We start from the raw sequence: 12,384 nt of genomic DNA on the forward strand, positions 1-12,384 counted from the left end.
AATTGACAACCAGGGGGTCGCCCTTATTGTCGTTCCCATTGTTTCTGGGACATGACATGACACGCGAGCAGATTTCGGATTTCTGCGTTACCGCCCTGGCAAATATCCTGCGAGTCTCGAGCGACCGCGTCGACATCGGCACGAAATTCAGCCGCCTCGGCCTCGATTCGGCGATGCTGGTCTACCTGATGATGGAACTCGAGGAGAAACTCGACCTCGAACTGTCGACGGACGACTTCTACGACCATCCGACCGTTGAGGCGCTGTCGCGATTTCTCGCCGACAGGCGCGCACTCCGCCCCGCCGCCTGAGGGCGGCTGAAGCCGGCGCAACCCATGGAAACCTTCCGCTCGCTCGTGGCACTGCTGGCCCGGCGTGCGGCGGAGCAGGCCGACGACCGCGCCTATGTCTTCGTCTCCGATCGCGGGGCGGAGGAAGCTGTCCTCAGCTTTCGACAGCTGCACGATGCCACGGGCGCGCTCGCGTCACGACTGACCGCGAACGCGCGTCCCGGCGAGCGCGCCATCCTGGTGTTTCCGCCCGGCATCGAATTCATGGTGGCATTCTTCGGCTGTCTGATGGCCGGCATCATCGCCGTGCCGATGATGATGCCGCGGCGAAACAGCGCGCGCGATGCCAGCGCCGCGATCCTCGCCAATTGCACGCCGGCGGTGGCGCTAACCAATTCGGCCGTCTTGCTCCGTGGTGATCTGCGGACACGCTTCGAGCAAGCGCACATTCGCTGGATCGAGGTCGATCTCGCCGCGGCCGACGGTGAGACAATCGAACTACCCGAGCCGGCGCCGGACGACATCGCCTTCCTGCAATACACCTCCGGCTCGACGTCCGCACCCAAAGGCGTGATGGTGAGCCACGCCAATCTGCTCGCCAATCTCGAGATGATCCGGCTCGCGCTCGGCAACACCCGGCAATCGACTTACGTCAATTGGGTGCCGCTCTATCACGACATGGGGCTGATCCTGAACGCACTGCAGGCGCTCTATGTTGGGGCGACCTGCGTGCTGATGGCACCGAATGCGTTCATGCAGCGGCCGCTCGGCTGGCTGCGCACGATCTCGCACTATCGCGCGGAAGTGGCGTGCAGCCCGAATTTCGGTTTCGATCTCTGCGTCAGCCGCTATCGCGCCGACCAGATCGAGGGCATCGACCTATCCTCGCTCAGGATCGCGCTGAACGGCGCAGAGCCGGTGCATGCGGAAACCATCCAGCGGTTCATTCAGACATTTGCGCCGCACGGCTTCGACCCGCGCGCGATGTATCCCGCCTATGGCATGGCGGAAGCGACGCTCCTGATTTCCGGCGGACGTCGTGGCGGCGGTCATGTCACACGCAGCCTGAGCCGCACGGCGCTGCAGGCGCATGCGGCGGAAGAGCCTTCCAGCGCCGAAGATACGCAGATCGCGGTCGGCTGCGGCCGCGCGCTCACCGGCGAACGGATCGCCATCGTTGACGCGGACAACCACACACGCCTGCCCGCCGACCGCGTCGGTGAGATATGGGTGAACGGCGCCAATATTGCCCGCGCCTATTGGCGCAACGACGAGGCGACGCGCGAGGGGCTCAATGCGCAGATTACCGGCGAAGACGGGGCGTGGCTGCGCACCGGCGACCTCGGCTTCCTCGACGTGACCGGCGAATTGTTCGTCACGGGCCGGATCAAGGACCTCATCATCGTCCGCGGCATCAACCATTATCCCCAGGACGTCGAGCGCACCGTGCAGTCGCTCGATGGAGCTTTGCGCGAAAATTGCGGGGCGGCGTTCTCGGTGCCGGACGAGACCGGCGAAGAGGCACTCGTCATCGTCCAGGAAATCGAGCGCACCGCGCGTCACGCGATCGACCCCGAAGCGATCAAGGGCCGGATTCGCGAGGCCGTCGCCGACAACCACGAACTCTCCGCGCGCCACATCGCGCTGATCCGGCCCGGCACCCTGCCGAAGACCACCAGCGGCAAGATCCAGCGCAAGCTGGCGCGTAAGCTCTGGCTCGATGGCGGTTTTGAGCAGCTCGGCTGAGACGATTCAGAAATCGATCTTCGCGCTCTCCCCGTCGCGCAGGCTCGCAGCGATCCCTTTCTCGATCTTGCGCGCGAGAATTGGGCGATAATGGATGAAGTCGGCAAAATTGGCGTGGTCGCGCGTGAGATCGTTGTCAACGCGGTAGCTGATGAAATTGCTGCGCGGTCGGCCCGCGACCACTTTCTTCAGCGCGGCGTCGCAGGCGCTCCGCTCCAGGGCGGCTTCCGTGCCTGATATCGGCACAGTCGTTGCGAAGGTCGGCGGAACGATGATCACGACCGGCACATCGGCCGGCAATGTCCTGACGATATCTGCCAGCGCAGCGATCTCGGGAAATGTCGACCGCATCTCGGCGGATAAGGGCGGCGCCGGATCCCTGGGCCAGCCGACTTCCTTGAATTGGCCCGGCGGCCAGATGTCCTCGTAGCTGACAAAGCCGTCAGGGTTCATCCGCGGTCGCCGGCCAAGGCCGATCCTGATGCGTTGAAAAGCGTGCTCGATGGCCTGCCATGAGATCAGACGCGCAGCGTAGGTGACGACGCTTCTGTCATAGAGCCAGTCGGGAAACGGGACGCCGCCCTCCTCCTTCGCCCGTGCATGCGTGCACCAGCCGGGGTCGGTCACGATCACCAGTGCGCCGACCTCCCGGTGATTCCGCAGGAAGAAGTCCAGCACCGCGAGCTCCTGGCGGGGAAACGCACCGGTTATGTAGAGCTGTACGAAGCGCAGGCCGGTCGCCCGCGACAACTCCGTCGGCTCGATCATCTGCGCCGTCGAATTGCCCAGGATCGCGGCATTGAAATCCGGATTCCGCGCGCGGCTCGCGGCCGTGATCTGGGTCAGACGATTGTCGACGCCGTCGATACCGAGCAGGCCGAGCTTGCCGCTGTCATAGGGATCGACCGCCACCATCAGTGCGAGCACCAGCAGCGCAGCGGCCATCAACGTGCCCAGACACGCGAGCAAGCTCCGCCCCCAGCCGGGATCAGTCTCAGAACTTGAAGTAGACGAAGTCATGCAGATCCCGACCACCCATGTGAAGCAGCAATGCGAACAGCCCAAGACCGAGCAGACCCGCGAGCCACGGATTGGGACGGCGCGTGAGCACCGCCACGATGTCCTGGCTCGCCGGCAACAGGAAGGCGAACAGCGGCGCTGCGATCAGCGGCCACAAATGCTTTCCGCGCTCGAGCGGCAGCGGCGAAACCAGTCCGGCGAAGACATGCCAGGCCGCCTCCACCGATCCCGCACGAAAGATCACGCCGGTCGCGAGCACGAACAATACGGTGAGCGCCCAGCCGAGCCATGACGGGAACTCCGGGCCATAGCGACGCCACAGCGTGCAGGCGACCAGCGCAAGCCCGTGCAGCACGCCCCACAGCACGAAGGTCCAGCTCGCGCCGTGCCAGAGGCCACACAGCGCCATCGTGATCATCATCGCGCCGAAGAACTGGACCGGCAGCCAGCGCCGCGGCAGCAGGCGCAGATTGACGGTCGGATAGAAGACGTAGTCGCGCAAAAACAGCATGAGGGTGATGTGCCAGCGCTGCCAGAAATCCTGGATGTTGGTCGAGCGCAGCGGCGCATAGAAATTGTACGGCAGCTGCACGCCGAACAGCAGGCCGAGGCCGATCGCAATGTCGGAATAGCCGGAGAAATCGAACAGGATCTGGAAGGAGAAGCAGAAGGCGAGCCACGCATCGCCGCTCGGAAGTGGCCCGTTCGCTGCCTGCGCGTAGATGGGATCAAGCAGATGCGCAAGGCCGTCGGCGATCACGATTTTTTCGAACAGGCCGATCGCGATGAAGCAGGTCGCCACACAGAACTGGCGCTGCCAGCCCGGAACATAGACCTGCCTGCCGAACTGATGCATCACCTCCGACCAGCGCGCCAAGGGGCCCGCGATCGCCTGCGGGAAGAAGGCGATGTAGAGCGCGTAGCGGTCGAGCGTATAGAGCGGAGCCCTGCCGCGCTTCAGGTCGACCAGATACATGATGTGATGGAAGGTGAAGAAGGAGATGCCGAGCGGCAACCCGACATCGAGCACCGGCAGCGTCGTACCGAGGACGAGGCCGAGATTGGCGAGAAGGAAGTTGGCGTATTTGAACAGCGCCAGCACCGCGAGATCGAGCCCGATCACCAGCGTCAGCACCGACGGCCACTTCACGCGCCCATAGGCGACCGAAGCGAGCCAGTTGATCGTGATCGAGCCGATCAGGAGCAGGATGAAGGACGGGCTGCCCCAGGCATAGAAGGCGAGCGACAGCGCGACCTGCACGCTGATACGCAAGCCCGGATAGGGATCGGCCAAGCGATAGATCAGCAGCGCCGCGGGCAGAAAGACCAGGAGAAAGGGATAGTCGTTGAACAGCATCGGTTCAAAGCTGCGCCATCGCCGGCGTGAGCCGGCGGATGATGCTCAGCCCGTTTCGAGGTCGGGCGCAGCGTCGCCCGGCTGCCGTAGCATGCGTCGCGCAATCTTCTCCTCGCTCGGCACCTTGACGTCCCAGGCCAGTCCCAGCGCCTCCAGCGCCCTGATGAAAATAAAGCCCGGATCGAACTCGAACCAGCGCAGGCCGAAGGCCGCGGAATAGGGAAAGGCATGGTGGTTGTTGTGCCAGCCCTCGCCCCAGGCAAGCCAGGCCATCACGCCGAGATTGCGGCTGTTGTCGTCGCGGGTGACGAAGGGCTGCGCGCCAAAACTATGCATCACGGAATTGATGGCGGACATGGTCTGCTCGACCACGAACATGCGGACCACGCCGCCCCAGAGCAGGCCGGTCAGTGCGCCCCACAGGCTCATCGTGGCGAGGCCGCCGATCGCGGCCGGCAGCACCAGGCCGAGACCGACCCAGGTGTAATAGTAGCTGTTGACGGCAACGAGCCTGCGATCCGCCATCAGATCCGGGACATAGTGCGCAACGTTGGGATAATCGTGCTCGATCATCCAGGTCAAATGCGCGTGGAGGAAGCCGCGCAGGCGGCCGAATGGGCCGTCGCCGTGCAGCCGCGGCGAATGCAGATCGCCGTCGTGATCGGACAATTCGTGGTGCCGGCGGTGCATTGCCGCCCAGGACAGCATGGGACCGCGGCCGGCCATCGATCCCATCACGACCAGGATCGCACTCATCACGGTGGAGGTCGCGAAGGCGCGGTGGGTGAAGAGCCGGTGATAGCCGACGGTAAGGCCGAGCCCGGTGACCAGCCAGAAGCCGACGAACAGGCCAAGCTCCATCGTGCCGATCGGGCGGTAGAACAGAAGGACCAGCGCCAGCAGCGTGCCGACGAAGGGCAAAACGTCGAAGATGATGAAATGCCGGCGCTGCATCCGGCGAAAATGCCGGCTGCGGATAATTCGATGATCGCGTTGCTGCTGCACGGGCGGGATTCCAGGGCACCGACTATGAGTACATACCCCCGCGCCGGCCGCAACCCAAGCCACCGCCCAAGGTTTCAACAGCCACGAAAACCGATACAATCGGCCGGACGCGCCGAAACGCGTTGAAATATCGCCCCTTTCCCCTTGCCCCATGAGCCGCCATGCCGTCACGTGCTGCGACGATCTTGACCGTACTGTCACTTCTCATTGCGGGACCGGCCATGGGATTTGATTCGGCTTTCGACCTCGAGGCCCATCGCGGCGGGCGGGCGCTGTTGCCGGAAAACTCGCTTCCGGCCTTCGCCAATGCGCTGTCGATGGGCGTGGACACGCTGGAGCTCGACGTCGGCATCACCGCCGACGGAGAAGTCGTCGTGTCGCATGAGCGCGGGCTCAATCCTGATATCACGCGGGATGCGAGCGGCTCTTACGTCGCGGCCCCCGGCACGCCGTTCGTGAAACTGCGGCTCGCCGACGTCAGGACCTATGACGTCGGCCGGATCCGGCCGGACACCCCTTACGCAAAGCAATTCCCCGACCAGCGCGCCATGCCCGGGACCCGCATTCCGACCTTGAGCGAGCTGTTCGCGCTGGTGCGCAAATCCGGCAATACGCGCGTGCGCTTCAACATCGAGACCAAGATCGATCCGAACCATCCGGACGAGACGCTCGATCCGCAAGCTTTCGTCACCAGACTGCTCGCCCTGATCGAGGCCGAAAAGTTCTCCGACCGCGTCATGATCCAGTCGTTCGACTGGCGGACTCTGTTGCTCGTCCAGCAGCAGGCACCGAAGATGCCGACGGTGTACCTGACGCTCCAGCGCGGCTCGAGCCAGACGGTGGCGCTGGACAAGGCGACCAACTGGACGGCGGGGTTCAGCCCGGCCGATCATGGCGGGTCGCTGCCCCAAACCATCAAGGCTGCGGGCGGCGCGGTCTGGTCACCCTATTTCGGCGATGTGACCGCGGCGCTGATTGCCGAGGCCCATGCCCTCGGGCTGCGGGTTGTGGTCTGGACGGTCAACAAATCTGAGGACATGGCGCGCATGATCGAGATCGGCGTCGACGGGATCATCTCCGATAGGCCCGATTTGCTGCGACAGGTCGCGGGCGAGAAGGGAATTACGTTGCCCGCGGGGACAGCGGTGGAGCCGTGAGGTCGAGCCGCAGGCTTTCTGCTACGAACTGTCCCTACTCCCCGTCCCGCAAGCGCCGGTACAGCGCGCCCAAAATGTTGGAGTAATCGTCGGTCCAGACCCGCACCCTGTCGTCGGCTTCGGTCTGCTCCCATGAATTCGACGATGCGAGCCTGCCGACGTCGGCATCCTCGCGGGCGGATATCACGACGTCGGTCGAGAAGATGTAGTCACCATCGCGACCCGAATCCTCGTTGTAGACCCAGCTCTTGAGATCGTTGGCATCGGCGATGCCGACCACGACGGTCTCGAGATCGAGGTGGCGGTTGGAGACGTGCATCACCACCGCGCCGTGCGGAGCGAGCTTGTCCTTGTAGATCTTCATCGCTTCTTCGGTCGCAAGATGGATCGGGATCGCATCGGACGAATAGGCGTCGACGATGATGAGATCATAGGCGCCGTCCGGCTCCTTCGCGAAGGTGAGGCGGGCATCGCCGATCACCGGCTTCAGGCCCGGCATGCAGCTCGAGATGTAGCGGAAATTCTTCGGATCGCTTGCCGCGTCGACCATGGACTGGTCGATCTCGAAGAATGTCCAGCTCTCGTTTGGCTCGGCGGCACAGGCGAGCGTGCCCGATCCGACGCCGATCGCCGCGACCTTCAACGGAGCGCCCTTGCGTTCCCGGATCGCGCTGACGGCCTGACCGATGCCGCCATCCTTGTGATAGTAGGTGATCGGCTCGGGCCGGCCGGTGACCGGCGTGCCGTCATTGTTGAGGAAGCGCTCGGCGCCGTGGATCGTGGTGCCGTGCATCAGCACGTGAAAATAGCCGCCGGGCGTCACCACGATCTTGTGCACGCCGAAGAAGCTGCGCACCGTGGTGACGCGGCCTTCGTCCGCCGGATAAACCCGGATCAACGCCAGCGCGAGCGCGACGGTGGCGAATATCTTCCAGCGGCCGGCGTTGACCGCCAGCGCCAGCAGCGCGGCGAGCACGCCGACGCCGCCGGCCAGCCAGACGCGGTGATCCTCGAACCAGCTCGACAGGGCGCCCGTCGTGGCAAAGGGCGCAACGAGCACGACGACCAGCGCGGCAAGCGCCAGCCAGTACCATTTGACGATGCCGGGCAACCGCTCGTTCGCGGGCGGCCGGCACAGCGCGGCAAGCGCAACCAGGATCGGATATTCGGCGATCCAGGAGAATGTGAACGGCGCGACGAGCCCTGCGAACAGGCCGCCGACCATGCCGCCGAACGACAGCGCGACATAGAATCCGGTGAGATATCTGGCGCCTGGCCGGGTCCGCGCCAATTCGCCGTGGCAGGCCATGGCGATGACGAAGAAGCACAATTGATGGCCGCCGAGCGTCAGCAGCAGGTTCTGTTCGCCGCCGAACGCCAGCAGGAAGACGATGCCCGCGATCGCGACCGGCTGCAGCATCAGCATCCATTTGTGCGGCAGCAGCGGCCGCGACTGGAACACCACCACCCAGGTCAAGAGGTACAGCGACAGCGGCAGCACCCACAGCAGCGGCGCGGCCGCAACGTCGGTCGAGATGTGCGCGGTGACGGCGATGAGCAGGCCGGACGGCACTCCGGCGAGGAATATCCAGCGCAGCCGCGTCATGAAACCGGGCGGCGGCGCATTCAAATCCTCGGTTCGTGCATCGACCACGGCCAGCTTCGGCGAGCGCAACAGCAGCACGCCGCATGCGGCGATCAGGACGATCAGAATGCCGTAACCGCCGGTCCAGAGCCGGTTCTGCGTGTGCAGCGTGAATATCGGCTCCAGCAGGAACGGATAGGACAGCAGGGCCAAGAAGCTGCCGATGTTGGAGGACGCGTAGAGGAAATAGGGATCATGTCCGGCAGGATGCCCGGTGCGGACAAACCAGGCCTGCAGCAACGGATTGTTGGCGGCGAGCGCGAAGAACGGCAGCCCGATCGAGATCACGAACAGGCCGAGCAGCCAGACCGCGTAGCCCGAAGCGGGCGGATCGCCATAGGCGGAGGCGATGCCGAGCGGCAACGTGACGAACGCCGTGATCAGCAGCAGGAGATGCACCACCACCGGAACGATGCGGTTCCTCACCTGCATCAGGAGATGCGCATAGGCGTAGCCCGCCAGCAGCAGGGACTGGAAGAACACCATCGCCACCGACCACACCGCCGGCGAGCCGCCGAGCCGCGGCAGGACCATCTTGGTGAACAGCGGCTGCACCGAGAACAGCAACAGCGCGCTGACGAAGATCGCCGCGGTGTAGACCGTCAGCAGCAGCCGGTTGCGTGACGAGGACGGCTGCTCCGTGGCGGCGGGTTGCACGATCGAATCCATGGAAGCTCCGGCATAATTCCGGCGGGCGCCGGGCGCGCGCAATGGAGCACAAGGCGCATGAACGGGCAATAAAGGGTCTCGTGATGTTGCAGCGGGGAATGCTTCATATACAGATGTCATTCCGAACCGGGTCGCTCAGACCGTCCCGGAATGACCGTGGAACAGCTTGCACCCTTCATGATCGAAACCGACGTCATCATCATCGGCGCTGGCCATAACGGCCTCACCTGCGCGGCCTATCTCGCGATGGCCGGCTTGCGCGTGCGCGTGGTCGAGCGCCGCAAGGTGGTCGGCGGGGCCGCGGTCACGGAGGAGTTTCATCCGGGCTTCCGGAATTCGGTCGCGGCCTACACCGTGAGCCTGCTCAATCCGCAAGTGGTCCGCGACTTGAAGCTGGCCGAACAGGGCCTGCGGATCGTCGAACGGCGCGCGCAGAATTTTCTGCCCGCTCCCGACGGCAGCTATCTCCTCACAGGCGAGGGGCGGACGCAGGCATCCGTCGCACGGCTGAGCGCGCATGACGCAAACGCGCTCGACGGGTTTTCGCGCGAGCTGGAAGATATCGCCGACGTGCTCCGGCAATTCGTGCTGCGCGCGCCGCCAAACCTGCTCGATGGTTTCGGCACGGCCTCGATCCGCGAGGCCGTGAACGCATTCCAGAGCGCCAATATCCTGCGCGGGTTGTCGCTGGAGCAGAGCCGCAGCCTGCTCGATCTCTTCACCCGCTCGGCCGGCGAGATGCTGGACGAACGTTTCGAGCATGATCTGGTCAAGGCGCTATTCGGCTTCGATGCCATCGTCGGCAATTATGCCAGCCCCTACGCCGCGGGCTCGGCCTATGTGATGCTGCATCACGCCTTCGGCGAGGTGAACGGCAAGAAGGGCGTCTGGGGTCACGCCATCGGCGGCATGGGCGCGATCACCCAGGCCATGGCACGCGCCGCACGCGACCGCGGCGTCGTGATCGACACCGACGCGGGCGTGCGCGAGGTTATCGTCGAGCGCGACCGCGCGGTCGGCGTGGCGCTGGAGAACGGCACGACCATCCGCGCGAAATATGTCGCAGCCAACGTCAATCCGAAGCTGCTCTATACGCGGCTGGTCGCCGCCGATGCGCTTCCCCAAACCTTCCTCGACCGCATCCGGCACTGGAGGAACGGCTCCGGCACCTTCCGCATGAACGTGGCGCTGGACCGCCTGCCCTCGTTCACGGCGCTGCCGGGCGACGGCGATCATCTCACCTCCGGCATCATCCTGGCGCCTGATCTCGGCTACATGGACCGCGCCTTTCTCGATGCCCGGGCGCACGGCTGGAGCCGAGAGCCGGTCGTGGAAATGCTGATCCCCTCGACGCTCGACGACACGCTCGCGCCCGCAGGACAACATGTCGCGAGCCTGTTCTGCCAGCACGTGGCGCCGGAGCTTCCCGATGGAAAGTCGTGGGACGACCATCGTGAAGAAGTTGCCGACCTCATGATCGCGACGGTGGACAAATACGCGCCGGGTTTTGCGACCAGCGTGCTCGGCCGCCAGATCCTGTCACCGCTCGATCTCGAACGGCAGTTCGGCCTGCTCGGCGGCGACATCTTCCACGGCGCGCTGACGCTGAACCAGCTGTTTTCGGCCCGGCCGATGCTGGGCCATGCCGATTATCGCGGACCCGTGAGGGGCCTCTATCACTGCGGCTCCGGCGCCCATCCCGGCGGCGGCGTCACCGGCGCCCCCGGCCATAACGCCGCTCAGGCGATTTTGAGGGATCACCGCAGCCTGTTCGGAAGCCGTGGATGAGCCTGTGGATGGGCTGTGGACAAGGCTGTTGGCAGAGCTGTGAAAGAGCGGTGGGTGACGCCTCTCCAAGCCTGGTTCGAGTCGGTGGAAAATCCGGGGATGAGCGCCGGGATAATCCGTGGACAAAGTCCGGAAAAACCACCGGAAAGCCTGTGGGCATTCTGTGAAAGCCAATCCCAAAAACGACTTCCGCCCGCCGGGGGGCAATTCCCCCCGACGGGCGCGGCTCGAAAGCAGTCGTATGGAGAAATGGCCCCGCCGGGAGATGGAAGGCGGAAATTACTTCAAGGAGGTGCTAATCGAGGTGAACTTCTCGTTCATCGTGGTACCGAGGCCGTTCACCACGGTGATGATCGCCAGCGCGATGCCGGCTGCGATCAGACCGTATTCGATTGCGGTTGCACCTGAATCGTCGGTCCAGAACTTCAAAATCATGCGCTTCAAGTTTCGCCTCCTATTCTATTTCAAGCTGTGTGGGTTGCCCAACACCCGGAGATGTACGGGGTACAACCTGCGGTCGGGTTAATCTCTTAGATGCAAGTTATGAGAAAAATCCGGAACAAAAGTTCCAAAAATTGAACCGGACGGAACCCTAAGAATGCAGCCTTCCCCCACCCATCGCGCCAGTTTTTCGATCGGCAGCGAGATCGCCGCCAGGCGCATTGTCGACGTCCTCACCGAAATGTTCTTCGAGGAGGATGCGGCCGTCGTCGCCTTCGAGCAACCGAACGGACAATGGGACGTCGCGCTGCATTTCGCGAACGCGCCGGACCGGGCATGGCTGCACGAACTCGTTGCAACATCAGCAGGAAATGAGATCGCGGACACGCTCGCCTTCGACACTGTCGAAGCCAGGGACTGGGTCAGGTCGAGCCTGGAAGATCTCGTCCCGGTGCCGGCCGGGCGCTTCGTCGTCCACGGCAGCCATGACCGCGACCGCGTGGCGGCAAACAAGCTCGCCATCGAGATCGAGGCGGCTCTCGCCTTCGGCACCGGCCATCACGGCACCACACGCGGCTGTTTACTCCTGCTTGACCATGTCCTGAAAAGCACCCGGCCCGGCCGCGTGCTCGACCTCGGCACCGGGACCGGCGTGCTGGGGATAGCGGCGGCAAAGGCGCTGCATCGCGCGGTGCTGGCCTCCGACATCGACCCGGCCTCGGTCAAGGTGGCAGCCGAGAACGCCTTGTTGAACGAGGTTGGTCACCATGTGCGAGTGATCCGCGCCACCGGATTCGCGGCGGCTGATTTTGGCAGAAGCGGCCCGTTCGACCTGGTGCTGGCCAACATCCTGGCCAATCCGTTACGGCAGTTGGCGGGCCCGTTGACGCGGCACCTCGCGACCGGAGGGCGCGTCATCCTCTCCGGCCTGTTGACGCCCCAGGTCCCCGCCGTGATCGCCGCCTACCGCGCGCGCGGCCTTGTGCCTCTGAAGCACTTGCGGATCGAGGGGTGGAGCAGCCTGTTGCTGCGGAAGATGGGGTGAGTACGGGTGCTGCCGTAGATGCCGCTACTTTGCGGCCTTCTCGTCCGGGCGCATCGCGCGCTCGGCCTGCGAGGCCCGCCTCGCGCGGCGTTCGGCGAAACGGTCGATCATCTGGTTGATGAGGCCGCGCGGTTTCTTCGGTGTTGCCGCAGCCGGGGCGCGGCGCACCGGCGGCGTAATCTTCTCAAACGTGAACGCTGGCATCGAGTGTCCCCTCGTCG

General features: G+C 64.4%; 11 protein-coding genes. 5 read left to right on the forward strand and 6 right to left on the reverse strand.

Translation table 11 applies throughout. The features are described from left to right. The first annotated feature begins 56 nt into the window (after positions 1-56). Both AC0L3J_RS17645 and AC0L3J_RS17650 read left to right on the forward strand, forming a co-directional pair. Positions 57-311 (forward strand): acyl carrier protein, encoded by a 255-nt coding sequence (locus AC0L3J_RS17645; RefSeq protein ID WP_473347896.1) that lies wholly within the window; start codon positions 57-59, stop codon positions 309-311. A 24-nt stretch (positions 312-335) separates the two neighbouring features. Further along, a complete protein-coding gene (locus AC0L3J_RS17650) occupies positions 336-2,036 on the forward strand; it encodes a fatty acyl-AMP ligase (RefSeq protein WP_473347897.1) in 1,701 nt (566 codons plus the stop codon). Positions 2,037-2,042: 6 nt separating this feature from the next. Here the strand turns inward: AC0L3J_RS17650 and AC0L3J_RS17655 are convergent, their stop codons facing one another. The 3 genes from AC0L3J_RS17655 to AC0L3J_RS17665 are packed head-to-tail and all read right to left on the reverse strand — an operon-like array spanning position 2,043 to position 5,418. Further along, positions 2,043-3,005 (reverse strand): hypothetical protein, encoded by a 963-nt coding sequence (locus tag AC0L3J_RS17655; RefSeq protein ID WP_473347898.1) that lies wholly within the window; start codon positions 3,003-3,005, stop codon positions 2,043-2,045. Between the two features lie 25 nt (positions 3,006-3,030). Further along, positions 3,031-4,413: an MBOAT family O-acyltransferase gene (locus AC0L3J_RS17660; RefSeq protein WP_473347899.1), complete on the reverse strand. Its 1,383-nt coding sequence runs from the start codon at positions 4,411-4,413 to the stop codon at positions 3,031-3,033. A 45-nt stretch (positions 4,414-4,458) separates the two neighbouring features. Next, a complete protein-coding gene (locus AC0L3J_RS17665) occupies positions 4,459-5,418 on the reverse strand; it encodes an acyl-CoA desaturase (protein ID WP_473347900.1) in 960 nt (319 codons plus the stop codon). Positions 5,419-5,639: 221 nt separating this feature from the next. Between AC0L3J_RS17665 and AC0L3J_RS17670 the strand changes: the two genes are divergently transcribed. Continuing rightward, the gene (locus AC0L3J_RS17670; protein WP_473347901.1) at positions 5,640-6,575 is read left to right on the forward strand and encodes a glycerophosphodiester phosphodiesterase; all 936 of its coding nucleotides are present in this window, start codon (positions 5,640-5,642) and stop codon (positions 6,573-6,575) included. 34 nt (positions 6,576-6,609) lie between these two features. Here AC0L3J_RS17670 and AC0L3J_RS17675 read toward each other — a convergent pair whose 3' ends face one another. Continuing rightward, entirely contained in the window at positions 6,610-8,889 is a 2,280-nt protein-coding gene (locus tag AC0L3J_RS17675) for a spermidine synthase (RefSeq protein WP_473347902.1), read from the reverse strand. 177 nt (positions 8,890-9,066) lie between these two features. Between AC0L3J_RS17675 and AC0L3J_RS17680 the strand changes: the two genes are divergently transcribed. Further along, entirely contained in the window at positions 9,067-10,677 is a 1,611-nt protein-coding gene (locus tag AC0L3J_RS17680; protein ID WP_473348027.1) for a phytoene desaturase family protein, read from the forward strand. 279 nt (positions 10,678-10,956) lie between these two features. On the opposite strand, the gene AC0L3J_RS17685 is transcribed toward AC0L3J_RS17680, so the two are convergent. Next, on the reverse strand, positions 10,957-11,112 hold the full coding sequence (locus AC0L3J_RS17685) for a Flp family type IVb pilin (RefSeq protein WP_456769831.1): 156 nt from the start codon (positions 11,110-11,112) through the stop codon (positions 10,957-10,959). 163 nt (positions 11,113-11,275) lie between these two features. On the opposite strand from AC0L3J_RS17685, the gene AC0L3J_RS17690 reads away from it, so the two are divergent. Beyond that, entirely contained in the window at positions 11,276-12,163 is an 888-nt protein-coding gene (locus AC0L3J_RS17690; RefSeq protein WP_473347903.1) for a 50S ribosomal protein L11 methyltransferase, read from the forward strand. Positions 12,164-12,187: 24 nt separating this feature from the next. On the opposite strand, the gene AC0L3J_RS17695 is transcribed toward AC0L3J_RS17690, so the two are convergent. Beyond that, positions 12,188-12,367: a hypothetical protein gene (locus AC0L3J_RS17695; RefSeq protein WP_027519609.1), complete on the reverse strand. Its 180-nt coding sequence runs from the start codon at positions 12,365-12,367 to the stop codon at positions 12,188-12,190. Positions 12,368-12,384 lie beyond the last annotated feature (17 nt).

It is taken from the genome of Bradyrhizobium sp. Kon37 (assembly GCF_055807535.1).

Coding starts and splice junctions, on each gene's coding strand:
- AC0L3J_RS17685 (WP_456769831.1), bottom strand. CDS start 11,112: ATGATTTTGAAGTTCTGGACCGACGATTCAGGTGCAACCGCAATCGAA.
- AC0L3J_RS17690 (WP_473347903.1), top strand. CDS start 11,276: ATGCAGCCTTCCCCCACCCATCGCGCCAGTTTTTCGATCGGCAGCGAG.
- AC0L3J_RS17660 (WP_473347899.1), bottom strand. CDS start 4,413: ATGCTGTTCAACGACTATCCCTTTCTCCTGGTCTTTCTGCCCGCGGCG.
- AC0L3J_RS17680 (WP_473348027.1), top strand. CDS start 9,067: ATGATCGAAACCGACGTCATCATCATCGGCGCTGGCCATAACGGCCTC.
- AC0L3J_RS17675 (WP_473347902.1), bottom strand. CDS start 8,889: ATGGATTCGATCGTGCAACCCGCCGCCACGGAGCAGCCGTCCTCGTCA.
- AC0L3J_RS17670 (WP_473347901.1), top strand. CDS start 5,640: ATGGGATTTGATTCGGCTTTCGACCTCGAGGCCCATCGCGGCGGGCGG.
- AC0L3J_RS17650 (WP_473347897.1), top strand. CDS start 336: ATGGAAACCTTCCGCTCGCTCGTGGCACTGCTGGCCCGGCGTGCGGCG.
- AC0L3J_RS17645 (WP_473347896.1), top strand. CDS start 57: ATGACACGCGAGCAGATTTCGGATTTCTGCGTTACCGCCCTGGCAAAT.
- AC0L3J_RS17695 (WP_027519609.1), bottom strand. CDS start 12,367: ATGCCAGCGTTCACGTTTGAGAAGATTACGCCGCCGGTGCGCCGCGCC.